Origin of the sequence: Streptomyces smyrnaeus (assembly GCF_017676345.1) — a bacterium.
Lineage (GTDB): Bacteria > Actinomycetota > Actinomycetes > Streptomycetales > Streptomycetaceae > Streptomyces > Streptomyces smyrnaeus.
The window spans coordinates 286,551-310,958 of sequence record NZ_JAFFZM010000001.1 but is presented as its reverse complement, the minus strand read 5'-3'; the positions used below and the strand labels follow the sequence as shown (position 1 = coordinate 310,958).

The following is a 24,408-nucleotide window of genomic DNA, read 5'->3' as shown; positions in this document are numbered from 1 at the left end:
GTCCGGCCGGTCCCGACCCCTTGTCCCCCTCCGCCGGGCGCGTGTAGCGTCCCGCCACGTCAGGACATCCCATGTCCTACCTCTGATCTTCTCCGGTGGCCGAGGGGGGCTCCGCGATGGCGAGACTGACGAGACGCGACGGCAAGACGCTCTTCGCCGCCTGGCTCGGATATCTGATGGACGGCTTCGACTTCGTCCTGATCACCCTGGTGCTGACCGAAGTCGCCGACGCCTTCGACCTGTCGACCGTCACGGCGGCCACACTGGTGTCCGCCGCCTTCATCTCCCGCTGGTTCGGCGGCCTGGCCATCGGCGCGGTGGGGGACCGGTACGGCCGCAAACCCGCGATGATCCTCAGCATCGTCCTGTACTCCGTCGGCTCGCTGGCCTGCGGCCTCTCCTGGGGCTACTGGTCGATGTTCGCCGCACGGCTGGTGCTCGGCCTCGGCATGGCGGGGGAGTACTCGGCCAGCGCCACCTATGTGATCGAGAGCTGGCCCGCCGCGGCCCGCAACCGCGCCAGCGCGCTGCTCATCTCCGGGTACGCGGTAGGCGCCATCATCGCCGGGCAGCTCTACCGCTTCGTGGTGCCGGCCTGGGGCTGGCGGGCGATGTTCTTCCTCGGCGTCGTCCCCATCGCGCTGGCCCTGTGGATGCGGCGCGGACTGAAGGAGTCCCACGACTGGGAACGGGCCCGGGCGACCGCGGGCGAAGCGGCCGACGGCCCCGAAGCGCAGCGGGACTTCGTCACCGTCCTCTACCGCGGCCGCCACGCCCCGCTGAACTACGCCGTCACCGCCGCCGTGTCACTGAGCCTGTTCTTGCTGTTCACCGAGCGCGCCGGGGGTTTCACCTGGCCGCTCGCCCTGCTCACCGCCGCCGGATTCGTACTGTTCGCCGCGCAGTTCGCCGGCGGGCGTACGCCGATGATGGTGACGCTGATGGTCACCGTCTTCTGCGCGTTCCTCTACTCCTGGCCCATCCAGGCCCTGTTGCCCACCTATCTCAAGACAGACCTGGACTTCTCGCCCGGGACCGTCAGCGACATGCTGTTCTTCGCCGGGTTCGGCAACGTGGCCGGCTGTGTGCTGGTCGGCTTCCTCGGCGACCGGTGGGGCACCCAGCGCACCTATGTGGCCTCGCTGTGCGTGTCGATGCTCTTCGTACTGCCGGTCTTCGCCATGGACAGCGGCCAGACGGTGTGGCTCGCACTGCTGCTGTTCTTCCAGCAGATGTTCGCGCAGGGCATCTCCGGCCTGCTGCCGAAGCTGATCGGCGGCTACTTCCGCACCCCGGAACGCGCGGCCGGCCTCGGCTTCACCTACAACGTCGGCTCCCTCGGCGGCGCGGTGGCGCCCGTGCTGGGCGCCTCACTGGCGGGCGGACACAGCCTCGGCCCCTCCCTCGCCTGGCTGACGTTCTCCCTCACACTGGTGGTGATCGTGCTGATCGCCGTCAATGCGCCGCTGCGTGTCCAGCGGCTGCTCGGCGCCCGAGGGGCCGCGCCCGAGGTCGATCTGACCGAGGACCTCGCCGCCGACCCGTCCCAGCCCCTGCCCCGTACCGCGCCCCGGCACCACTAGGAGACACTGACGCGATGACCGGCCATCCGACATCCGGATCCGCCCTCCCGGACCGTACGGCACCGGGTGGGGTGATCCCGCCGCTGTGCACACCGCTGACCGAGGACCGCGAGCTGGACACCGCCTCCCTGGAGCGGCTGTGCGGCTTCCTGCTCGACGCCGGGGTCGACGGCCTCTTCGTCAACGGGTCGACCGGCGAACTCGCCTACCACACCGACGAGGTGCGGCTGGCGGCGCTGCGCGTCGTCAGCCGGGTGGCCGGCGGGTCCGTTCCCGTCCTCGCGGGCGCTGTCGACCTGACCACCAACCGGGTCGTCGCGCAGGCGCGTGCGGCACGGGAGGCGGGCGCCGACGCCGTGGTGGCCACCGTGCCCTTCTACTCGCCCACCCACCCGGGGGAGATGGCCGACCACTTCCGCGCGGTGCGGGAGGCGGTCGATCTGCCGCTGTGGGCCTACGACATCCCCGGCAACGTACAGCGCAAGCTCCCCGCCCAGGTCGCTGCCGAACTCGCCGCCGAAGGGGTGCTCGCCGGCCTCAAGGACAGCAGCGGCGACCTCGACGAGATGCGCACCCTCCTCGCGCTCACCGAGGCCAACGGCGCACGCGGCCGCGGCTTCACGGTGCTCACCGGCTCCGAGACGATGGCCGACACGGCCCTCGCACTGGGCGCCGACGGCATCGTGCCCGGTCTCGGCAACATCGACCCGCACGGCTATCTGGCCCTCCACCGGGCGGTGCGGCGCGGTGACACCAAGGAGGCCGCCGCCGAACAGCTGCGGCTGCGGCGGCTGTTCGCTCTCACCCGGGTGGGCGACCCCGCCCGGCTGGGCACCTACTCGGCGGCCATCGGCGCCTTCAAGGAGGCCCTGCGCCACCGCGGCCTCATCGCCTCGGCCACCACGCCGCTGCCGATGCGCCCCCTCGACGACGCGGAGCGCGCCGAGGTGGCCCGCCATCTCGCGCAGGCGGGTCTGGGTCCGGTGTGAGAACCGGCGGGTGGCTACCGGGCCGCGTAGCCGCCGTCCACCAGGTGGTAGCTGCCCTGTACGAAGGAGGCGCGGTCCGAGAGGAGGAACGCCGTGACCTCCGCGACCTCGTCGGCGGTGCCGAGCCGGCCTTGCGGATGCAGTGAGACGAGCCGTTCGCGCATCGGGCTGTCCGTCTCGCGCAGCAGCGGGGTGTCGATGAAGCCGGGGCCTACGGCGTTGATCCGTACGCCCTTGTCGGCGTATTCGAGCGCCGCCGTCTTGGTCAATCCGACGATGCCGTGCTTGGCGGCCACATAGGCGGGGCTGCCCGCGAAGCCGTTGGTGCCCAGGATGGAGGCCATGTTGACGATCGCGCCCCGGCCCGCCGCCGACATGACGGGAAGCTGGTACCGCAGCCCGTAGAAGACGCCGCTGAGGTTGGTGGCGATGATCCGGTCCCAGGCGGTGACCTCGTACTCGCCGGTGGGCATCGACGGCCCGGTCACCCCCGCGTTGTTCACCGCCAGGTCCAACGAGCCGAAGGTCTCGGTGGTGAACCGCACGGCTTCCCGTGCCGAGTCCGGCTCCGTCACATCGACGACCAGCGCCTCGGCACGCGCCCCCGCGGTCTCCAGTTCGCCCGCCGCGAGCTGGGCGCCGTCCTCGTCCCAGTCCGCGACGACCACACTGGCGCCCGCCCGGGCGAGCCGGCGGGCCACGGCCAGTCCGATACCGGAGGCGGCGCCGGTGACCAGTGCGGCCCTGCCGTCGAACTCGCCGCTCATCCGTTGGACCTTCCGCTCGGTGTGCGCTCCCGGCCACTGTTCACCCCGGCGCGGCGGGCCGCATCGCCACCGGTGCCATCCGGGTGAGTGCCGCGGCCGGGGTGCGGCCGTGCGCCGTACGGAGGGTTCCGGGTTGCGGGACGCCCGTGGTACGCGTGACATGGCGGTGACGGCACTGTCGCCGCCTCCCGACCGTCCGCCCGCCCGCCCGCCGCATCCGAGGACCCCGTATGACACCTCTGCAACTGCTCTCCCGGCCGATGATCGGCGCCTTCTTCGTCAACGCCGGGGTGGGCACGCTGAGCAACCCCGAGCCCCCCACCGAGATGGCGGCGCCGTTCTTGGACAAGCTGCGCGAGAAGGTCCCGCTGCCGGGCGACGATGTGACCCTCGTACGGGTGAACGCCGCGGTGCAGGTGGTGGCCGGGGCGCTGCTGACCACCGGGCGCGCCCCGCGGACCGCCGCGCTGGCGCTGGCCGCCTCGCTGCTGCCCACCACCTTGGCCGGGCACCCGTTCTGGGAGCAGGAGGACCCCGGCCAGCGCGCCGCCCAGCGCATCCAGTTCGGTAAGAACGCCGCCATCATGGGCGGGCTGCTGGCTGTCGTCAGCGACGCCAACCACCAGACGCGGGCCCATATGCTGCGGTCCCGCGCCAAGGCGCGCAAGCGCGTCAAAGCGAGCAAGGCCCCCCTGCCCCGCTGAGGGGGTGCCCCTTGCTCGCCGTTGCGGTCTGCGGATTGCTTGCGGCGGTGGGGGCACCCCCTGCTCGAAGAGCTTGGGGGAGCAGGGTGGGCAAGCGCAGCCCCTGTGCGGGGTACGCAAGCGTGCGGGATCAGCGGTGGGCGGCAGCCTCCAGCACGCGCCGCGCCGCATGCACCGAGTCGACCAGCGGATGGAGGGCCAGAGCCCTCAACGCGGCACGCGGCGAATTGTCGGCGGCGGCCTCGATGGTGCTCCGCTCGACGGCCTTGAGCTGCAGCATCAGGCCCAGCTGGTCCGGGGCGACCGGACCGGTCGCCAGCGGGCGGGCGCCGCCCGCGTCGACCAGGCACGGCACCTCCACCACGGCGTCGGCGTCGATGCCGGGTACGGCGTGCCGGTTGCGGACGTTGAGGATCAGTGTGGTGCGCTCGTTGCGTGCGATGGCCCGCATCAGGGCCAGCGCCACCCGGTCGTAGCCGCCGCCGTCCAGGTCGCAGCTGTCGCGCTGCCAGCCGCCGGACGCCTCGCGGCTCTCGGCCATGTAGGTCTCCTCGCGCTCGCGGCGGGTGGCGTCCCACGCCTGGAAGGCGCCGCCCGTGCCCGCGCCGCCCGCCAGCTTGGCGTAGAAGCCCTCCTGCTGCCTGGCGAGGAACTCCCCCCGGGTGGCGTCCGCCTCGCGGATCGCGCCGAGCGCCTCGCGGTGGTGGTAGTAGTAGTGCAGATACTCGTTGGGCAGGGCGCCCAGGGCCCGCAGCCACTCGGCGCCGAAGAGCTTGCCCTCCTCGAACGACTCCAGTGCCGCCGCGTCGTCCAGCAGCGCGGGCATCCGGTCGGTGCCGTCCACCACGATGCGGCGCAGCCAGCCGAGATGGTTGAGGCCCACGTAGTCGTAGTCGGCGCGATCGGGGTCGGCGCCGACGGCCCGCGCGGCGCGGCGGCACAGCCCGACGGGGGAGTCGCAGATGCCGATGACGCGGTCGCCCAGCACGCGGCTCATGGCCTCGGTGACCATCCCGGCCGGGTTGGTGAAGTTGATGACCCATGCCTGCGGGGCGAGCGCGGCGACCCGTTCGGCGATATGGGTGGCCACCGGCACGGTGCGCAGCCCGTAGAGCACCCCGCCGGCGCCGACGGTCTCCTGGCCGAGCAGCCCCTCGGCCAGCGGAAGTTGCTCGTCCCGCACCCGTCCCGCCAGGCCGCCGACGCGGATGGCGCTGAAGACGAAGTCGGTACCGGCCAGCGCCTCGTCCAGGTCGGTGGTGGTGCGTACGGCGGGGGCCGGGCCGGGGCGCCGGTCCGCCTGCTCGGCGAGCACGGCGCTGATGGCGGCGAGCCGGCCGGGGTCGGTGTCGTGGAGGACGAGTTCGGTGCGGCGCCCGGTGGAATCGGGGTCCTGGGCGTCGTCCAGCAGCGCACGATGGACCAGGGGGACGCGGAAGCCGCCACCGCCGAGCACGGTGAGCCGCATGCCGCCGGCGCCGGTCGTACCGGTGGCGCCCGTCATTCCCGTCATAGCTGTACTACCTCCACATCGGCCTCGCGGAACGTGGCGAGGGTGGCCGGGTCGGACTCCTGGCCGGTGATCAGCATGTCGATGTCGGTGGCCTGGCAGACGCGGGCGCTGCCGGTGCCGGGGAACTTGCGCGCGGTGGCCAGCAGCACCGCCTGGCGGGCCGAGTTGAGCATGGCGCGTTTGACCGGCACCTCCACCTCGGTGGTGTCCAGCACCCGACCGTCGGCCAGCACTCCGCTGGTGCCCAGGAAGACCCGGTCGGCGTAGATCTCGCCCAGCGCCGCCCGGGTCAGCTGGCCGACCAGGGAGCGGTAGTTGCGCCGCACTTCGCCGCCGAGCAGGACGAGTGTCACCTCGGAGTCGGAGCGCAACTCCTCGTAGACGGCGAGGTTGGAGGTGACAACGGTGATCTTGCGGCCGTGCAGCAGCCGCGCCAGCTGCAGGGTGGTGGTGCCGATGTCCAGCAGCACCGTCTCGCCGTTCCGGATCAGCTCGGCGGCACCGGCGGCGACGGCCTCCTTGGCCGGAAGGTCGTCCACCTCCTCCTCCGCGAAGGGGCGTTCGACCGGCTCGCGTGCGATGGCGCCGCCGTAGACCCTGCGCAGCCGTCCGGCCCCGGAGAGGTCGGAGACGTCGCGCCGTGCGGTGGCCTCGCTGACCTGGAGCCGCCGGGCGATCTCGACGACCGGCAGCACTCCCTCCTCGCCGAGGATCCGCAGCAGCTTCTCGTGCCGGGTTTCACGCAACATGACCGGCAGCCTAGCGCGCTTGAGCGTCTTTGCGCGACTGTGACCGACCTCTTGCAATCCTGGCCGAGGAGGGTGCAAGGTATCGCTCAAATCAGTCACCGGATAGCTAAGTTCTGGCCATAGCTGAGAGGGGCGACGGCCTTGAGTACCACTGGGAGCGCCCTCCCCCAGGTCCCCGACTCCGCTCGCACAGGTGGGAACCCCACCGCGTCGAGAGGAAACTGGATGGACCCGCTGGCCGCCCGCCGCTCGGACGGCGGCCCCGAGACCGATGTGTTCCTCACCGGGACCGTCTTCCTCGACATCGTCTTCACCGGCCTCGACCACGCCCCCGTGCGGGGCACCGAGACGTGGGCCCGCGGCATGGGGTCCAGCCCCGGCGGAGTGGCCAACATGGCGACCGCGCTGCGCAGGCTCGGGCTGCGCACCTCGCTCGCCGCCGCCTTCGGCGACGACATGTACGGCGACTACTGCTGGGAGGCGCTCTCCGGCAGCGAGGGCATCGACCTGGCACCCTCGCACCGGGCGAAGGGCTGGCACTCACCGGTCACCGTCTCCATGGCGTACGACGGCGAGCGCACCATGGTCAGCCACGGCCACGAGGCCCCCAAACCGTGCGTCAGCGTCGCCTCCCGGCCGCGCTCCCGGGCCTGCGTCACCTCGCTGTCCCCCGGCCGGGTGGGGGAGTGGGTACGGCAGGCGCACTCCGAAGGCAGCCTGATCTTCGCGGACACCGGCTGGGACGAGACCGGCGCCTGGGACCCGGAGACCCTGGCCGATCTCTCGCTGTGCCACGCCTTCCTGCCGAACGCCACCGAGGCCCTGCACTACACCCGCACCGACACCCCGGAGGCCGCCGTGCGGGCGCTGGCCGAACTGGTGCCCGTCGCGGTCGTGACCAAGGGGCCCGGCGGAGCGGTCGCCGTCGACTCCACCACCGGCGAGCACGCCGACGTGCCCGCGCTGGAGGTCGACGCGCTCGACCCCACCGGCGCCGGGGACGTGTTCATGGCCGGTTTCACCACCGGGACACTCGCCGGCTGGCCGCTCGCCGACCGGTTGGCCTTCGCCAACCTGACCGCGGCACTGTCCGTACAGCACTTCGGCGGCTCCCTGTCGGCACCGGGGTGGAGCGAGGTGGCCGCCTGGTGGCAGTACGCGCGGCGGATCGGCGGTCAGAGCCGGGAAGTGATGCGCCGCTACGGCTTCCTGGACGATCTGCTCCCCGGCGCCGCCGGCGACTGGCCACTGCTGCGCGCCACCCCCACCATCGGTTTCCGCTCGTGAGGGCGCGTGCGCCCCGCAGGGGCGCGGGGCTGTGCTCGTTCATGCGGCTCCGCCGCGTGGGCGCGCCAAGCCGAAACGGACCCGCGGCCTGCGACGTGCAGCCAGGGGCAGCCCCTTCCCAGCATCAAGGAGGCGTACGACCATGAAAGCGCACCGGCACCACAAGAGAGGGCGCTCGTGCATCGTGCTGGGCGCTCTACTGCTGGCGGCAGCCTGCGTGCCCGGCACGGACGGTTCCGGTGCGGCGGGCTCCCAGGGGGCCGCGGCGACTGCCGTACCGGACCCCGGCAAGGCCGGCAAGGTCACCCTCACGGTGTGGGACCAGCAGACCCGCGGCGGCGCCAACGCCCAGGTCGAGCGCCTCAACAAGGAGTTCGAGAAGAAGTACCCGAACGTCACCGTCAAGCGCGTGGCGCGCAGCTTCAACGACCTGAAGAAGACCCTCAAGCTGGCCCTGAGCGGCGACAACCCGCCGGATGTCGTCCAGGCCAACCAGGGCTACTCCGACATGGTGGCCTTCGCCCGCGCCGGGATGCTCACCCCGCTGGACAGCTATGCGGGCCTGTACGAGTGGAACACCCGCTTCCCGCAGACCCTGCTCAACCTCAACCGGGTCTCCGCCGACGGCAAGCGGTTCGGCACCGGCCGGCTCTACGGGATCTCGCAGGAAGGGGAGTACATCGGCGTCTACTACAACAAGAAGGTCCTGCGGAAGGCCGGTGTCGAGCCCCCGAAGACCTGGCAGGACCTGACCGGCGCACTGCCGAAGCTGAAGAAGGCCGGACAGCTGCCCGTGCAGTTCGGCAACCTCGACAAGTACCCCGCCATCCATACCTTCGGTGTGCTCCAGGGCCAGGCGGCGGGCAGCGCCGAACCGGTCCGCGAGACGGTCTTCGGCCGCGGCAAGGGCTTCGACACCGACGCCACCCGCGAGGCGGCCCGCACCCTCGCCGACTGGGCGAAGAAGGGCTACTTCCCCAAGGGCGCCAACGGCAAGGGCTACGACGACGCCGCCAAGCAGTTCGCCGACGGCAAGGGGGCCTTCCTGATCACCGGCACCTGGCAACTCGCCGACCTGCGCAAGCCGATGGGAGACGACCTCGGCTTCATGCCACCACCCCCGGCAGCAGGACAGCAGCCCGTCACCACCGGAGGCGAGGGGCTGCCCTGGTCCATCACCTCCAAGTCCGACCACCCCGAAGTCGCCGCCGCCTACCTGGACTTCCTCACCGACGCACACGCCTCGAAGGTGATGACCGAAGAGGGGGTGCTGCCCGTCGTGCCCGGCGAGGCCGCCCGCGAGCTCGACCCGGACACCGCCGGCGGCCAGATGTTCGCCGGCTGGCAGAAGCTCAACGCCGCCGACGGACTGGTGCCCTACCTCGACTACACCACCCCGACCTTCTACGACACGCTCTCCGCCGACCTCCAGGGCGTCCTCAGCGGCGATCTGGACCCCGACGGCCTCGCCGAGCGGATGCAGAAGGAGTACGCGAAGTTCCGCGCCCAGCAACGTGCCGAGAACGAGGACGCGAAATGAGCACGGGTGCGGCCACCGGAACGGACCCGGGTGCGACCGTGGAGGCGGAGGCGAGCGCCCGGCGCGGGCCCACCGCACTGCGCCGGTTCGCCGCCCGCTACCGGCGGCAGGCGCCCGGCGAGCCCCGCGCCGTGGGCTATCTGTACATCCTGCCCGCAATGGCCGTCTTCGGGGTGTTCCTGCTGTGGCCGCTGGGCCAGACGGCCTGGCTGTCGCTGCTGCACTGGGACGGGCTGACCCGTGCCACCTGGGCCGGCGCCGACAACTACCGGCACCTGCTCACCGACCCAGAGCTGCGCGCCCCCTTCGCACACGCCGCGGTGCTGCTGCTCTTCTACGCCGTACTGCCGGTGGCCATCGGGCTGCTGCTCACCGCGGCGCTGACCCGCTTCCGCATCCGCGGCATGACCTTCTTCCGCACCGTGCTGTTCCTGCCGCAGGTGCTGGCCATGGTCGTCGTCGGCGTCGCCTGGCGTGCGGTGCTCGCCCCCGACGGACTGCTGAACGACACCCTGCGCACCCTGGGGATGGGCGGACTGACCCGGTCCTGGCTGGGCGACCACACCTGGGCGCTGCCCGCCGTGGGCTCCATCGGCACCTGGGTCGAGACGGGCCTGTGCCTGGTGCTCTTCCTGTCCGGCGCGCAGCGCATCCCACGCGAGCTGTACGAGGCGGCCCGCATCGACGGAGCGGGCCCGGTACGGGAGTTCTTCACCGTCACCCTGCCGGGACTGCGTGCCGAGATCGCCGTCGCGCTCACGCTCACCCTGGTCGCCGCGCTGCGCAACTTCGACCTGATCTACATCACCACCAGCGGCGGACCGGGCAACGCCACCTCCGTACCCGCCTACGAGGTCTACCGCCGCGCCTTCGAGACCGGTGAGGTCGGCTCGGCCTCGGCCATGGGCATCACCCTCACCGCCGTCATCTTCGCGCTGACCATGGTGGTCACCAGGCTCGTGGAGGGCCGGAGACGATGAACACAACCCGCACCGAACGCGGCGTCACCTACGGCATCCTCTGCCTGTTCGCACTGATCGCCCTGACCCCCGTCGCCGGAATCCTGTCCACCGCGCTGGCCGACCAGGACTCGCTGGACACCGGGTTCGCCCTGCCCAAGAGCCTCAACTGGGGCAACTTCGCCGACGCCTGGACCCGCGGCCACTTCGGCACCTATCTGGTCAGCTCCGTGCTGGTGGCCGTCGCCGTGGTGGCCGCCACCACGGTGCTGGCCACACTGGCCGCCTACGCCTTCGGCACCATGCGCTTCCCCGGCTCCAACTGGCTGTTCTACCTGTTCGTCCTGGGGCTCACCCTGCCGCAGGAAGCGGTGATCGTCCCGCTCTACTTCGACCTGCGGCACTGGGGCCTCACCAACACCTACTGGGGGCTGATCCTCCCGCAGACCGCGCAATCGCTGGCCTTCGGCGTCTTCTGGATGCGGACGTACTTCCGCAACACCCCGCGCTCCCTGCTGGAGGCCGCCCGTATCGACGGCGCCAGCCACTTCTCGACGCTCACCCGCATCCTGCTGCCCATGGGGCGGCCCGCCTTCTCCACCCTGACCGTCATCGTGTTCATGTGGACGTGGAACGAGTTCTTGATGGCGCTGGTGATGGTGAGCGACGAGGCACACCGTACGGTGCCGCTCGGTCTCGCCTTCTTCCAGGGACAGCACTCCTCGGACACCGCGCTGCTGGCCGCGGCCGCCACATTGATCGCGCTGCCCGTCGTCCTCGTCTATCTGCTGCTGCAACGCCGCTTCATCCAGGGCATGCTGACGGGCTCCGCCAAGGAGTGAACCGGTGAGGGGGTGCCCCTGTCGGTAGTTCGCGGGCTGCTGCGCCGCTGTGGCTGGTCGCGCAGTTCCCCGCGCCCCTGAAGTGGCACCCTCTTGCGCTCGGCGCGGGGTACGGAGATGGTCCCGGACGAGGCTAGTCCGCCTGGGGTTCGAGGACGAGACGGTGCGTGGTCTCCTGCTCCACGCGGGAGCGGGAGTAGACGAGAGGGAAGGCGCCGTCGGCGGCCCAGGCCTCGTAGAGGTCGGCGTAGTGGGGGGAGCGGGGGTCGCCGGACTGGCCGGGGGAGTTCATCGCGAGGGAGTTGTCCCAGGCGCCCACGTCCACCACCATCCGGAAGCTCGCCCCGGCGCTTTGCCGGAAGTCCGGCAGATACGCGGCTGCCCCCACCGTGTCGCCGCTGCCGCCGCGCGGGAGCGGATCGAGGGTGCACCAGTCGGGAGCCTCCGCCACGCCCTGGTGGGCCAGGAGCGGGGCCACCGGGTGGCGCGGGTCGGCCCGGTGCAGGGCGCCCCAGGACCAGCCGTCCGGGTCCTCGCCCAGCAGTCCGGCGACCGCACCGACGGCCTCTCCGAGGGTCGCTGTCAGGAGCTCCCCGCGTTCCCCGTCCGTACCCGGCGCGGCCAGCAGCCGCAACTCGACGCGCGGGTCGCCCGAGTCGCTCTCCACGGGCAGCACCCGGGCCAGCGCATCCTCCAGCCGCGCCTCCGGCACCAGGTCGCGCAGCGCCCGCCGCAGCAGCGCGGGCCGCAGATGCCGCCGGAACCACACCTCGAACAGCGCGGCGGCCGCCGAGTCGGCGCGCAGCTCGCCGTCCCAGCCGTGCAGCAGCGCGAGCCCCCTCCGCACTCGGGGGTCCGCACTCTTCAGTCCGGACAGCAGCGGCAGCACGCGCCGCGCGGGCAGGCTGACGTAGTCGGTCTGGAGCCGTACGCAGTCCTCGGCCGTCCAGTCGTCCCACGCCGCGAGGGCTTCGGCGCACCGCTGGTAGCGGAAGGGCGCGTACCAGTCGTGGGTGACGGGGCGCTCGTGGTGCGGGTAGTCGTCGGGGAGATTGAGCTGGTTGGCGGTGGCGAACCAGCCCTGATCGGGGTCGCGTTCGGTGGGCAGCTCGTCGGCGTCGAGGAAGCCGTCCCACTCGTAGCGCCCGTCGCCCGGCACCGGCAGTGTGCCGTCCCAGCCGCGTCGCCGTGGGACGCGTCCGGCCGGGCGCCAGCCGATCGTGCCGTCGGGCGCCGCGTACACCTGGTTCTCACCTGGTGCGCCCCAGCGGCGCATCGCCGCCGTGAACGCGTCGGGGCTCTCGGCGCCCATGTAGCTCGCGCTGCCCAGGTACGGCGCCATCCCGGGCCCCAGCCATGCCGCGCGTACGGCGAACGCCGCCTGCCTCTCGGGGTGTTCGCGGACGAGGGGGCCGTGCCGGGTGAACCACAGGCGGGCCTCGACCGGCTCCGCGTCCCGGACCGGGATCTGTTCGGTCACGCATGTCATCCGCTCCCAGCCGTCCCCGTAGGCGTAGGAGTGCGGGTCCTCCGGGTCGGTGCGGTAGACGTACAGGTCCTCCTGGTCGATGGGGAAGATCGTCAGCCCGAACGCGATATGGCCGTTGTGCCCGATGCAGACCCCCGGCAGGGCCGGTTCTCCCGCGCCGATCACGTCCAGCCCCGGCGCGGACAGATGGGCGAGGTAGCGCAGGGAGGGCAGGGTGATGGCCCGGTGCGGGTCGTTGGCCAGCAGGGGCCTGCCGGTGGCGGTGCGGGAGGGCGCCAGCACCCAGTTGTTGCTGCCGTCCAGACCCTGCCGGGGCGGGGCCTGGGCGGCCCAGGGCGGGGTGGTGGCCAGGTCGTAGACGCGGAGCACGTCGTCGGGGATGACCTCCAGGTCCAGGCCCTCGGGGACGCGGAGTCGATGGCCCTCCGGCTCGCGGGCCTTGCGCAGCTCCTCCACCTCGGGGCCGAAGTCGCGGAGCGTGCGGGCGCGGGCCACCTCCTCGCGCAGGTTGTAGAAGAGCCCGTGGGTGCGGATGCGGGCCAGATCGCTGTGGTGCCAGTACGCGGGTGTGTGGCCGAGCGCCGTGAACTCCGGCGGGAGGGAGTCGGCTGCGCGCGCGTGCGCCACGTACGCGTTGATCCCCGCGACGAAGGAGCGCGCCATCTCCTCCGTTCCCGGGCCGTAAGCCGCCCACTCCTCGGCCATGTCGCCCCGGTAGAGGAACAGCCGGGCCGCCCGGTCGTGCTCGACGTACCGCTCGCCGAACACCTCCGACAGCAGCCCCAGCCCCCGCCGCCGCCACAGATCGAGCTGGAAGAGCCGCTCACGGGCCGCGTTGAAGCCCTGGGCGAGGAAGAGGTCGGTGCGGGAGGCGGCGTACAGATGGGGCACGCCCCAGCGGTCCACCAGGATCTCGACGGGTTGCGCCAGCCCGGGTACCTCGTACCTGGTCACGTCCACGCTTGTGCCTCCTTGGGGATCACGCCGGTTCCTGCTCCGGTGACGGAGTCTGCCGTGCCGGTGCCGGGCCGGGGGCGGGCGGCCGGGCGTAGGTGACGGCGGCGGCCACCAGCAGATTGGCCGCCAGCCCCAGGAGTCCGCCGTTGACGCCGTGCCAGGGGTCGTTGTCCGTCCACCACAGCAGCAGTACCACCCCGAGCCCCACCAGCATGCCGGCGACCCCGGCCACCGCGCTCAGCCGCCGCCAGAACAGCGAGAGCAGGGCGAGCGGTACGAGCTGCGCCAGTCCCTCGTAGGAGAGGACGGACAGCTGCACCAGGGTGTTGGGGTAGAAGAGGCTGCCCAGCAGTGCGACGAGCCCGGCCAGGAAGCACACCAGTTGGGAGAGCCGCTTGATGCGCACGTCCGCGGTACTCCCCGGCTCGCCTTCGGGCTCGCCCGCTGCGCGGGCCCGGTGGAGGCGGCTGCGCGGGTCGGAGCCGTTGCCGCCGCCGAGCAGGGTACGGCCGCACAGTGTGCCGATCGCCAGCATGAACACGCTCATCGGCACGATGGCCGACAGCGCGCCCGCCACGCCGATCACCGCGACGAGAGGCGCCGGCAGCGAGTCGGTCACCAGCCGGAACAGCGCCAGATCCGGGTTGCCCAGCGTGGGCAGCGCGAACAGCGCGACCGCGCCGACCATCATCGGGATGAACAGCAGCAGTTGGTACCAGGGCAGCAGCAGGGCGTTGCGGCGCAGCGCGTTCGGGCTCTTGGCGCTGAGGTAACCGGCGACGGTGGTGGGGAAGATGGAGATGGTCACGGCGTTGAGCAGCAGTGTGGAGACGAACCAGGTGCCGTTCAGCCCGCCCGACTCATGGCCCGGGAAGGTCAGCCACTCCGGCTTCTCCCGCACCATCCGCGTCATGAAGTCCCCGTACCCGTCGAGGTAGTGCAGCGGTACCCACACCGCGAGGAAGACCACCGCCACGATGACCAGTACGTCCTTGAGCACGCTCACCCATGCCGAGCCGCGCAGCCCGGAGACGAGGATGAACGCCTCCGCGACGACGAAGGAGATCACGGCGGCGACATGCAGATCGACGTTGCCGTACGTCATCGCGTTCACCACCACCCCCATGCCCTGGATCTGCACCTGCACATAGGGAACGATGAAAACGGTCGCCGTGACCGCCACCAATATGCCCACCGGGCGGGAGCGGAAGCGGTGTTCGGCCATATCGGCTATGGACAGCAACCGGTGGCGGCTCGCATACGTCCACAGCGCGGGCCCGACCACGTACGCCACCGCGAAGCCGGTCGTCAGATAGGCGACGAGGTAGAGGATCGGCACGCCGTAGGAGTACGACCAGCCGGCCGTCCCGAGGAACGAGAAGCTGGTGTAGGTCTCACCCGCCATCAGCAGCCAGATGAACAGCACGCCCAGGCCCCGGCTGGAGACCGACCACTCGGCCATGCCCTTGTCCCGCCCGCGGGCGCTGAGCACGCCGATGAGCAGGGTCGCCACCATCGCGAGACCGAAGATCGTCGTGGCGATCGCCGCCGATCCACTCATCGCGGGCCTCCAGCGGTGGGCTCGTCGACCGGCAGCGGCTCCACGGCTCCGTCCCGGAAGGCCGGGTCGAGCCTGGAGACCAGCCAAATCACCAGCGGGCTGACGACGGTCGCTGCGACGATCCAGAACAGCAGGAAGGGCAGGCCGAGAACGCGGGGTTCGATGCGGTTGGCGACCAGCGGGGCCGCACAGTAGAGGACGGCGGGGACGAGGAGGAGCCACAGCGCCGGGCGCTTGGCTCGCACGCGGGGGAGCCCGTCGAGGGGGCCCTCTCCCTGTTGGTGCTGCGGGGACATCGTGGGGTGCTCCTTGGGGTGGGGGAGAGGCGGTTAACACGCGGGGGTCACACGGCCGGGTCGTAGCGCCCGTCGACGGCTGTCCAGCCGCCGTCGACGGTCAGCACGCTGCCGGTCACGAAGGTGGAGGCGTCGGAGAGCAGATAGACGACGGCACCCGCGATCTCGTCGGCACGGGCCCACCGCCGCAGCGCGGACGCCTGCGCGTAGGCGTCGTACCACTCCGCGTCCGCGGCGATCTGGTCGGTCAGCGGTGTACGCACCACGCCGGGCGCCACGGCGTTGAACCGCACCCCCTGCGGCCCCCACTCGGCGGCTGCGGTCCGCAGCAGCTGGACGAGGCCCGCCTTGGAGGCCGCGTAGACGCCCTGGCCCGGCTCCACCTGGAAGGCGCGCATGGAGGCGAGGGAGACGACCGAGCCCCGCCCGCGTTCGGCCATGGCTCCGGCGCAGGCCCGGATCAGCGAGAAGTGCGCCCGCAGGTTGAGTGCCACCACCCGCTCGAACTCCGCCACGGTGTAGTCCGCGATCCGCTTGCGTACGTTGGCGCCGACCGTCACCGTGAGTCCGTCCAGCGGGCCCCAGTCGGCGGCGGCGCGGGTCACCGCCTCCTCGTCCAGTACGTCGAGCGGGTACGGGCGGGCGCCGGGGCCCGCCAGCCGTGCGGTCTCCCGGGCGCCGGCCTCGTCCCGGTCGGCCACCACGACCTGGGCGCCGTGCGCCACCAGGGCGCGTACCGCCTCCCGGCCGATGCCGCTCGCGCCGCCGACCACGGCCACCCGCCGCCCGTCGAGCCGGAAGAGCCGGCCGTAGTCCATCTCGCCGCCTCCGGCCTGCTCGCTCACGGCTTGATCACCGCCATCCTCGTCACCGTCAACTCCTCGATCGCGAACCGCGGGCCCTCCCGGCCGATGCCGGAGTCCTTGACGCCGCCGTAGGGGGCGATGTCGCAGCGGTAGCCGGGCACTTCGTTGATCACCACGCCGCCGACCTCCAACTCCTCCAGCGCGCGGAACGCGACGTCGAGGCGGTGGGTGAAGACCGCCGCGTGCAGCCCGTAGCGGCTCGCGTTCACCGCGGCGAAGGCGGCGTCCAGATCGGGCACCGACCGCAGGCACACGACGGGCCCGAAGACCTCCTCGTCCCAGGCGGGCTGCCCGTCCGGCACCTCGGCCAGCAGCGCCGGTGTCAGACAGCGGCCCACCCGTTCGCCGCCCGCGACCAGCCGGGCGCCCGCCGCACGGGCCCGCGCGAGCCATTCCAGCACCCGCTCGGTGGCCGCCTCGTCGATGAGCGCCGCCACGCGGGTGCTCTCCACCCGTGGGTCACCCACCGGCACCGACGCCAGCCGGGCGGCGATCCGCCGCTCCAGTTCGTCGGCGACCGGCTGCTCGGCGACGACCCGCTGGACGGCGATGCACGCCTGCCCCGAGGCGTAGTAGCCGCCGCGCACCACCGCGTCGGCTGCGGCGTCGAGATCGGCGTCGGCCGCGACGACCAGCGCGGCGTTGGAACCCAGCTCCAGCACCACCTTGCGGGGCGCCGCGTCCTTGGCGATGCGGTGGCCGACAGCGGCCGAGCCGGTGAACGAGACCGCGGCGACCGCCTCGTGCGTGGTCAGCGTGCGGCCCACCTCCACATCGCCGGTCACCAGCTGGACCGCGCCCGCCGGTGCACCCCGGGCGACGAGCTGTTCGCGCACCAGAGCGACCAGCCACAGCGTCGCCAGCGGGGTCGCGGGCGCCGGCTTGACGATGACCGGGCAGCCGGCCGCCAGGGCGGGTGCGATCTTGTGGGTGGCCAGCATCATCGGATAGTTGAACCCGGCGATCCCGACGACCACCCCGATCGGCCGCCGCGTCCAGAAGCCGGTCATGCCGTCGCCGGACGGCAGCCCGTCCAGTGGGACCGTCTCACCGTGGATGTGCGCCACCTCGTCGGCCGCGGCCCGCCAGGTGGCGACCGCGCGCACCACCTCAGTACGGCAGTCGACGCGCGGCTTTCCCGTCTCCAGGACGAGCAGTTCCTCCATCCCGGCCGCCACACTCTCCAACGCGTCGGCCACGCCTGCCAGGACGGCACGCCGGGTACGGGTGGGCAGCGCCCCGGCCGTGCGGCGCAGCGCCGCGGCGTGCTCGACGGCCCGCCGGGCGAGCGCCGGGTCACCGACCGGGGCCCGCGCCACGGGACTGCCGTCGTACGGGAAGGTCACGAGCTGGTGCTCCGGCGCCGCCGACCAGCTCCCGCCGACCGGAAGCCCCTCGGGGAACTCCTCGCTCCGCCACAGGTTCACGCCGCCCCGCCTTTCCGGCCCGCGGTGAGGAAGTGGTGGGCGGCCGCCGCGTACACGCGTGCGTACTCGCCGATCTCGCGCACCTCCACGTACTCGTCCTTCTGGTGTGCGATCCACTTGCCGCCCGGGCCGTAGACGACGGTGGGCAGTCCGGCGTCCCGGGTGAGGATCGTGCCGTCCGTGGTGCCGGGCACCGCGCCGAACGCCGGTGCGCTGCCGTGCACCTGGGTGTGCGCGGCAACCAGCCCTCGCACGACCGGATGGTCCTCGGGTATCTCGATGGCAGGCCGGTCGTCGACCACGGTCAGGTCCACGGTCACGCCGAAGGCGTCCGCGGCCCGCTCGGCCGTCGTGCGCACCCGCTCGGTCAGCTCGGCGTGATCGGTACCGGGGATCGTCCGTACGTCGATACCGACGACGCCGTGCGCGGGGATGACATTGAGCTGGTCGGGGTCGCCGCCCAGCAGCACGGTCGGGGTGACCGTCACCGAACCGGCGTGCGGATGGCTGCCGAACCGCGCGATGGCCCACTCCTGCACCTCGTCCAGGGCCTCCACGATCCTGGCGCCCGCCGCGATCGGGCTGCGCCCCTCCTGCGGCATCGCCCCGTGCGCCATCACCCCCGTCAGATCGAGGCGCAGCCGGATGCCGCCGCGCGCCGAGGTGCACACCTCGTACCCCTCCGGCTCGCAGACGATGACACCGTCCACCTCGCCCGCCAGCGGGGAGGCCGCGAACGCCTTGGCGCCCAGCATCATGCCTTCCTCGTCGGCCATGACGCCGAGCACCACCCGGCCCGGGAAGGGGCCCGCCTGCTGGAGCGCCCGCACCCCGTGGATCATCGCCGCCACGCCGGACTTCATGTCGGCGGTGCCGCGGCCCCACATCCTGCCGTCGCGGATCTCGGCGCCGTACGGGTCCACGCTCCAGTCCGCGGGATCGCCTTCGGTCACCACGTCGGTATGGCCCTCGAACATCAGTGTGGGCCCCGGGCCCCCACCGCCCTCGACGACCGCGACCACGTTCGGGCGGCCCGGGGCCACCTCCGTGACGGTGTGCTCCCAGCCGAAGCGGGTGAACAGGTCCGAGACCAGCTCGGCGGCCGGCCTCTCCACCGCCTCGGCGCCCTCGGAGTTGACGGTGCGCAGCCGCACCAGTTGCTGGGTGAAGGCGATGGCCGCCTCGGTGTCGAGCAGGGAATCCCACGGCTGTGCGCCGGGACCGGAATGCATGGAACCTCCAAGTCCCTGTCCCAGTCGCCGGGCGATCGGTTCGGGCCAGGCGACTGGTCAGACCAGTTGATCGTCCGTACTCTGCTGGGGGGCTGCCGCCCCGGTCAAGGGGTCAGCACAGGATCACCACACCAGAAAGGGTGCCGATGTCGGCCGAGTCTGCTGGTCAGATCGGATTCCAGCCGGTACGCCCGGTGCGCGCCTACCAGCGTGTCGCCGAGCAGATCGAGGAGCGCATCCTGGGCGGCCAGTTGCCGCCCGGCTCCCGGCTGCCCGCCGAGCGGGAGCTGGTGCGCCAGTTCGACGTGGGCCGCTCGACCATCCGCGAGGCCCTGCGGGTCCTGCAGTCCTCCGGACTCATCCGCTCCCGGCCCGGCGACCCGCTGGGCGCCGAGGTGCTGGGCGTCTCGCCCGACACCCTCAGCCACGCCCTCGGCCGCCTCGCCCGCTCCCATCTGTCCTCGCTGTCCGAACTCATCCAGTTCCGGATGGTCCTGGACGCGGAGAGCTACCGGCTGGCCGCCCGGCTGCACACCGAGGAGGACCTGCGGCGGCTGACGGAGCTGGCCGACAGGATGGAGGAGTACCTCCCGCACGACCCGCACGCCTTCAGCGAGGCGGACGCCCAGTTCCACCGCGTCGTCGCCGAGGCCAGCGGCAACGCGCTGCTCGCACTGTGCGCGCGGGCGGTCCATGACGCGGTCGTGGACGCCATCGAGGGCAAGCTGGTCCGCGCGAAGCGGGCCGGTGACGCGAGTGACTGGATGCGGCGCTCGGTCACCCACCACCGCGACGTCCTCGCCGCGCTGCGGGATTCGGACGGTGCTCGTGCGGCGCGGCTGGGGCGGGAGGCACTGTTCGAGCACTACGCCCCGCACGTCCCGGCGCAGGACCGTGAGCGGCTCCGGGCGGCGCTGGACTGATCCGCGACCGCCTCCGGGGAAGGGCCGCCCCTTGCGGTGCGTTGCAGTTACACGGTGAGCTCGTGGAGGTCCGCCAGCGTGCCCGCGCTCGCGTCGGCCAGCCAGTGGGCCGGGGTCGGCCCTCCCGTGTAGCCGAGCACCGGCATGTGCGCGGCGCGGGCGGCCCGGACGCCTGCCGGGCTGTCCTCGATCACCAGGCACTCCCCGGGCGGCACACCGCAGGCGGCGGCCGCGTGCAGGAACAGATCGGGCGCCGGCTTGCCCCGGCGCACATCGTCCGCGCTGAAGACGCGGCCCGCGAAGCGCTCCCACAGGCCGGTGGCCGTCAGCGAGTGGCGGATGCGCGGATGGCTGCCGCTGCTGGCGACGCAGTACGGGAGGGAGCGGGCGTCCAGCACGTCCAGCAGTTCGGCGACGCCCGGCATGGTGCGCGGGGCCGCGTCGAACGCGGCGGCGACCCGGGAGCGGTACTCCACGAGCCAGCTGTCGGGCACCGGCGCCGTGGCGTGTGCCCGCACCTGTGCCAGCAGATACGGCTCGGAGGTGCCCAGGAACTTCTCCAGCACCTCGGCCGGGGTCAGCGGCCACCCCGCCTCGGTCGCCATCGCGGCGACGACCTCGGGACCGATCCGCTCCGTGTCGACCAGCACTCCGTCGCAGTCGAAGACGACCAGCCGCGCTGCCGCGAGAGCCCGGGCGGCGGGGGAGAGGTGGGGCGCAGTGTCCATACGCCCCACCCCATCACGCCCTCGCGGCCGGGCTCAGCCCGGGTCGGCGAGCCGGTCGGTGACCCAGGTGTGGAAGTCCCCGATGTGGTGCTCGCTGGGCACCAGGACCCCGCCCTCCCGGTAGGCGCGGGAGGCCATGGCCGGCTGGGTGCGTTCGCAGGCGTCGAAGTCCTGCACGTTGACCCGGTGGAAGAGCTCCACCGAGTGCGAGACATCCGCACCCGCCGCGATCACCTCCGGCGCGTACAGCCAGTCGCACTCGACCACCGTGCGGTCGGCGGCCAGCGGGAACATCCGGTGCACGATCACATGGTCCGGCACCAGGTTCACGAACACCTGCGGCCGGATGGTGATGGCGTAGTAGCGGCGGTCGTGGGTGTCCGGGACGCCCGGCAGGCGGTCGAAGCCCGCGCTGCCGTCCACCGTGAACCCCTCGGCCTCGGCGGCGAACTGCGGCCCGTGCCCCACGTAGTACTGGGCGGCGAACCCGTCCGCGAACTCCGGGAGCACCTCGGTCAGTTCGGGGTGGATGGTGGCGCAGTGGTAGCACTCCATGAAGTTCTCGATGATGAGCTTCCAGTTGGCCGCCACGTCGTAGGTGTGCCGTCGGCCCAGCGCCAGCGACTCGATCGCGTAGTGCCCGATCACGTCGTTGCCGCCCAGCCGTTCGGCGACGTCCCCCATCACCGACTCCTCGAACGAGGGCGGTTCGGCCGACAGGCACACCCACGCGTAGCCCAGCCACTCGCGCAGCCGCACCGTGTGGAGCCCGTACGCGGCGCGGTCCACGTCCGGCATCCGGGTCAGATTGGGGGCGGCCGTCAGCTTGCCGTCCAGGTCGTAGGTCCACGCGTGGTACGGGCACTGCAGGCTGCGCCGCACCTCGCCCGCCTGCTCGGTGCACAGCCGGGCGCCCCGGTGCCGACACACGTTGAGGAAGGCCCGCAGCTCGCCGCGCCGGTTGCGGGTGACCAGCACGCTCTCCCGGCCCACTTGAACGGTGCGGTAGGCACCGGGCTTGTCGAGGTCGGCCGAGCGGACCGCGCAGAACCACTCGGTCTCGAAGATGCGCTCCTGCTCGCGCCGGAAGTTCTCCGGATCGGTGTAGCGGTCTCCTGGCAGGGTCGCCAGCAGACTGCCGACAGCGGTCGTCATGTCGTGATGTCTCCCTCAAGAGTGGCGAACTGGCTGTCTGGGGCCTTCAGGGAATCCCTGAGCGGATCGAACAGGGCGATGGGGTGCCCGGTGGTGCCCCCAGCGCCGGATCGGCGACGATCTCGCCGCGACGGGCACGAATTTGACGCCGTGGCCGGAGAATCCGCAGGGCACGGTCACCGCGTGCGGGTGCTCCGGATGCCGGGCCGGCACGAAGTGCTCGTCGGGGGTGGGGGATTCAGCGGCGGATCCGGGCCATCTCCGGGTCGAACAGGGGCTCCGCCGCGACCGTCGCCGCGATCTTCTCACCGAAGTACTCGACGGCGACCGAGGTACCCGGCGTGGCGGCTCCGGCCGGCACCCATGCGTAGGCGACGCACCGCCCCACGCTGTAGCCGTACGAAGCGCTGGTCACATAGCCGGCGACGACCCCGTCGACGTGGACGGGCTCGCTGCCCATGACGACCGCCGCGGGATCGTCGAGGGTCAGGCACACCAGCTTCCGCGTGGGAGCGGCGCGCGCGGCCAGCGCGTCCCGCCCGACGAAGTCGCCTTTGGCGGGGCGGACGGCGAAGCCGACACCGGCCTCCTCGGGGGTGTGCTCGGTCGTCATGTCGGCGCCCCAGGCGCGGTACCCCTTCTCCAGCCGGAGGCTGTTGAAGGCGCTGCGGCCCGCGGCGATGACGCCGAGCCGCTGCCCGGCCTCCCAGAGGGTGTCCCACAGCCGCAGCCCGACGTCGGCGTCGGTGTACAGCTCCCAGCCCAGCTCGCCGACGTAGCTGACCCGCAACGCGGTGACCGGCACATGCCCCACGTACGTCTCGCGTGCCTTGAAGTAGCCGAACGCCTCGTGCGAGAAGTCGGCGGGGGTGAGCGGCTGCACCAGCTCCCGGGCCAACGGGCCCCACACCCCGATGCAGCAGGTGCCGGAGGTGATGTCCCGCACCTGGACGCCCTCGGGCGCGTGCCGGGCGAGCCAGCCCAGGTCGGCGGGGGAGTTGGCGCCCAGCTGCCAGCGGTCGGGGCCCAGCCGGGCCGCGGTCAGGTCGCTGCGGATGCCGCCGTCCTCGTTCAGCAGCAGCGTGTAGGTGACCGATCCGGTCCTCTTCTTGAGGTTGTTGCTCGTCATCCGCTGGAGGAAGTCGAGCGAGCCGGGACCGGTGACCTCCAGCCGCCGCAGCGGCGTCATGTCGTACAGCGCGACCTTCTCGCGCGTCACCTTCGCCTCCGCGGCGGCGATCGGCGACCAGTACCGGGCCGACCAGCTGTCGCGCTCGGGCAGCTGAAGACCGAGCCGTGCCACGAGCGGCGCGTTCGCCTCGTACCAGTGGGGCCGCTCCCAGCCGCCGGACTCCAGGAAGCAGGCGCCCAGCTCCTGCTGCCGGGGGTGGAACGGGCTGGTGCGCAGGGGGCGGCCGGTGCCGGGCGGCTGGAGCGGGTGGATCACGTCGTACACCTCGACGAAGCTGCGTTCGCCCCGCTCGCGCACGTACGCGGGGGAGCGCTGGGACTTCTCGAAGCGGCGCGGATCGCACTCGTGGGCGTCGACCGTGGTGCGGCCGTCGGTCATCAGCTCGGCCACGGCCCGGGCGGCACCCGCCGAGTGCGTGACCCAGACGGCCTCGGCGAGCCAGAAGCCGCGCACCCGGTCCGACTCCCCCAGCAGCGGCATCCCGTCGGGGGTGAAGGAGAAGACACCGTTGAAGCCCTCCTCGACACGGGAGTCGGCCAGAGCGGGCAGCAGCCGCCCGGTCTCCGCCCAGCTGGGCGCGAAGTCCTCCTCGGTGAAGGGCAGCGAGGAGGGCATCTCGGGGGCCTGGTCGTAGGGCAGGACCGCGTACGGGTCGACGGGCAGCGGGCGGTGTGCGTAGGTGCCGATACCGATCCTCCCCCAGCCCCCGGCCGGGAGGTGCCCCCAGGGGCCGCCGGCCGGGTCGAGGTGTTCGCGGTAGTACAGATCGTGGTCCTGGTGGCGGAGGAGCGGACGTACGGCCTCGGCACCGGGGTCCCCGGCCCCGGCCCCGGCCAGTTGCTGCAGCGGGGCCGTCCGGGCGTACTGGTGGGCGAGCGGCAGCAGCGGAACGTCCACCCCGGCCATGGCGCCGACGACCGGCCCCCAGAACCCGGCGGCGGAGACCACGTGGTCGGCCGGGAAGGTGCCCCGGTCGGTGACGACACCGGTGACCCTGCCGCCCGCACGTTCGATGCCGGTGACCGTGTGCCGGTCCAAGAAGCGGGCCCCGCGCCGCGAGGCACGCTCGATCTGCGCCTGACAGGCGTCGACGGCCCGGGCCAGCCCGTCACCGGGGGTGTGGAAACCGCCGAGCACGGCGTCCGGGTCGAGCATCGGGAAGAGCTCGGCACACCGCGTGGGGCCGACGAGTTCGCCCTCGACGCCCCAGGCGGCCGCGAGCCCGGCCTTGCGGTGCAGATCCAGCCACCGCGCCTCGGTCGTGGCCACCTCCAGCCCGCCCACCGGCAGGAAGCACGGGCGCCCGGCCAAGCGCAGCGAGCTGAACTTCTCGACGGTGTAGCGCGCGTACTCGGTCAGCGTCCTGGAGGGGCTGGTACGGAAGACGAGGCCGGGCGCGTGCGAGGTCGAGCCGCCGGGGGATGCCAGCGGCCCCTGTTCGAGGACGGTGACGTCGCGCCAGCCGCGCGCTGTCAGCTCGTCGGCCAGCGAGCAGCCGACGATCCCGGCGCCGACGATGACGACGCGCTCGGCCCGCGACTCGGCCGCCGCGGGAGAGGGAGCGTCCACCGTGTCGGTTTGGCTGTTTGCCTGCGGCCCGGCTGCCGCGCGTACGTCGCTCGCTGTGTCGTCTGGTTCGCTTCTCCGTC

Annotated in this window: 20 protein-coding genes and 1 pseudogene; 8 read left to right on the top strand and 13 right to left on the bottom strand. The window is 72.4% G+C overall.

Translation table 11 applies throughout. The features are described from left to right. Positions 1-116: 116 nt before the first annotated feature. Complete coding sequence (locus JW613_RS01410; RefSeq protein ID WP_209208836.1) at positions 117-1,583, top strand: MFS transporter; 1,467 nt, start codon at positions 117-119, stop codon at positions 1,581-1,583. Positions 1,584-1,597: 14 nt separating this feature from the next. Next, positions 1,598-2,572 (top strand): dihydrodipicolinate synthase family protein, encoded by a 975-nt coding sequence (locus JW613_RS01405; protein ID WP_209208835.1) that lies wholly within the window; start codon positions 1,598-1,600, stop codon positions 2,570-2,572. Between the two features lie 14 nt (positions 2,573-2,586). Here JW613_RS01405 and JW613_RS01400 read toward each other — a convergent pair whose 3' ends face one another. Continuing rightward, positions 2,587-3,339, bottom strand: a complete 753-nt coding sequence (locus tag JW613_RS01400; protein WP_209208834.1) for an SDR family NAD(P)-dependent oxidoreductase — start codon at positions 3,337-3,339, stop codon at positions 2,587-2,589. Between the two features lie 230 nt (positions 3,340-3,569). Between JW613_RS01400 and JW613_RS01395 the strand changes: the two genes are divergently transcribed. Then, positions 3,570-4,043 carry a DoxX family protein gene (locus JW613_RS01395; RefSeq protein WP_209208833.1) on the top strand — a complete coding sequence of 158 codons (474 nt, stop codon included), beginning with the start codon at positions 3,570-3,572 and terminating at the stop codon, positions 4,041-4,043. A gap of 130 nt (positions 4,044-4,173) precedes the next feature. Here JW613_RS01395 and JW613_RS01390 read toward each other — a convergent pair whose 3' ends face one another. Together JW613_RS01390 and JW613_RS01385 are read right to left on the bottom strand one after the other, a co-directional pair. Further along, positions 4,174-5,511 carry a 6-phospho-beta-glucosidase gene (locus JW613_RS01390; RefSeq protein ID WP_209209189.1) on the bottom strand — a complete coding sequence of 446 codons (1,338 nt, stop codon included), beginning with the start codon at positions 5,509-5,511 and terminating at the stop codon, positions 4,174-4,176. A gap of 41 nt (positions 5,512-5,552) precedes the next feature. Further along, positions 5,553-6,305, bottom strand: a complete 753-nt coding sequence (locus tag JW613_RS01385) for a DeoR/GlpR family DNA-binding transcription regulator (RefSeq protein WP_209208832.1) — start codon at positions 6,303-6,305, stop codon at positions 5,553-5,555. A gap of 225 nt (positions 6,306-6,530) precedes the next feature. On the opposite strand from JW613_RS01385, the gene JW613_RS01380 reads away from it, so the two are divergent. From JW613_RS01380 to JW613_RS01365, 4 genes are all read left to right on the top strand, one after another. After that, the gene (locus JW613_RS01380; protein WP_209208831.1) at positions 6,531-7,592 is read left to right on the top strand and encodes a PfkB family carbohydrate kinase; all 1,062 of its coding nucleotides are present in this window, start codon (positions 6,531-6,533) and stop codon (positions 7,590-7,592) included. A 142-nt stretch (positions 7,593-7,734) separates the two neighbouring features. After that, complete coding sequence (locus JW613_RS01375; RefSeq protein WP_209208830.1) at positions 7,735-9,132, top strand: extracellular solute-binding protein; 1,398 nt, start codon at positions 7,735-7,737, stop codon at positions 9,130-9,132. Then, complete coding sequence (locus JW613_RS01370) at positions 9,129-10,112, top strand: carbohydrate ABC transporter permease (protein ID WP_372447882.1); 984 nt, start codon at positions 9,129-9,131, stop codon at positions 10,110-10,112. Before JW613_RS01375 ends, JW613_RS01370 begins: the two co-directional genes overlap by 4 nt. Beyond that, entirely contained in the window at positions 10,109-10,933 is an 825-nt protein-coding gene (locus JW613_RS01365) for a carbohydrate ABC transporter permease (protein ID WP_209208829.1), read from the top strand. Before JW613_RS01370 ends, JW613_RS01365 begins: the two co-directional genes overlap by 4 nt. Before the next feature lie 133 nt (positions 10,934-11,066). Here JW613_RS01365 and JW613_RS01360 read toward each other — a convergent pair whose 3' ends face one another. From JW613_RS01360 to JW613_RS01335, 6 genes are read right to left on the bottom strand one after another with little or no spacing between them, the layout of a single operon-like run. Continuing rightward, positions 11,067-13,382 carry a penicillin acylase family protein gene (locus tag JW613_RS01360; protein WP_209208828.1) on the bottom strand — a complete coding sequence of 772 codons (2,316 nt, stop codon included), beginning with the start codon at positions 13,380-13,382 and terminating at the stop codon, positions 11,067-11,069. 19 nt (positions 13,383-13,401) lie between these two features. Further along, positions 13,402-14,940 carry a sodium:solute symporter family protein gene (locus JW613_RS01355; protein WP_209208827.1) on the bottom strand — a complete coding sequence of 513 codons (1,539 nt, stop codon included), beginning with the start codon at positions 14,938-14,940 and terminating at the stop codon, positions 13,402-13,404. Further along, positions 14,937-15,236 carry a DUF3311 domain-containing protein gene (locus JW613_RS01350; protein WP_209208826.1) on the bottom strand — a complete coding sequence of 100 codons (300 nt, stop codon included), beginning with the start codon at positions 15,234-15,236 and terminating at the stop codon, positions 14,937-14,939. Before JW613_RS01350 ends, JW613_RS01355 begins: the two co-directional genes overlap by 4 nt. 47 nt (positions 15,237-15,283) lie before the next feature. Continuing rightward, positions 15,284-16,081: an SDR family NAD(P)-dependent oxidoreductase gene (locus JW613_RS01345; protein ID WP_307865743.1), complete on the bottom strand. Its 798-nt coding sequence runs from the start codon at positions 16,079-16,081 to the stop codon at positions 15,284-15,286. Continuing rightward, positions 16,078-17,529, bottom strand: coding sequence for an aldehyde dehydrogenase family protein (locus tag JW613_RS01340; RefSeq protein ID WP_209208825.1), 1,452 nt, complete (start codon positions 17,527-17,529; stop codon positions 16,078-16,080). Before JW613_RS01340 ends, JW613_RS01345 begins: the two co-directional genes overlap by 4 nt. Continuing rightward, entirely contained in the window at positions 17,526-18,761 is a 1,236-nt protein-coding gene (locus JW613_RS01335; RefSeq protein ID WP_209208824.1) for a M20 family metallopeptidase, read from the bottom strand. The genes JW613_RS01340 and JW613_RS01335 overlap by 4 nt, the downstream gene beginning before the upstream one ends. 146 nt (positions 18,762-18,907) lie before the next feature. Here JW613_RS01335 and JW613_RS01330 point away from each other — a divergent pair, with 146 nt between their 5' ends. Beyond that, positions 18,908-19,684, top strand: a complete 777-nt coding sequence (locus JW613_RS01330) for a FadR/GntR family transcriptional regulator (RefSeq protein WP_245224766.1) — start codon at positions 18,908-18,910, stop codon at positions 19,682-19,684. Positions 19,685-19,731: 47 nt separating this feature from the next. Here the strand turns inward: JW613_RS01330 and JW613_RS01325 are convergent, their stop codons facing one another. The 4 genes and pseudogenes from JW613_RS01325 to JW613_RS01315 form a co-directional block, all read right to left on the bottom strand. Then, positions 19,732-20,412 (bottom strand): HAD family hydrolase, encoded by a 681-nt coding sequence (locus JW613_RS01325; protein ID WP_209208823.1) that lies wholly within the window; start codon positions 20,410-20,412, stop codon positions 19,732-19,734. A gap of 33 nt (positions 20,413-20,445) precedes the next feature. Further along, on the bottom strand, positions 20,446-21,567 hold the full coding sequence (locus JW613_RS01320) for an aromatic ring-hydroxylating oxygenase subunit alpha (RefSeq protein ID WP_209208822.1): 1,122 nt from the start codon (positions 21,565-21,567) through the stop codon (positions 20,446-20,448). Further along, positions 21,564-21,804: pseudogene (locus JW613_RS35535) on the bottom strand (N-methyl-L-tryptophan oxidase); the annotation flags it as partial. The gene JW613_RS01320 and the pseudogene JW613_RS35535, both read right to left, overlap by 4 nt. 1 nt (position 21,805) lies before the next feature. Next, entirely contained in the window at positions 21,806-24,328 is a 2,523-nt protein-coding gene (locus tag JW613_RS01315; RefSeq protein ID WP_209208821.1) for a GcvT family protein, read from the bottom strand. Positions 24,329-24,408 lie beyond the last annotated feature (80 nt).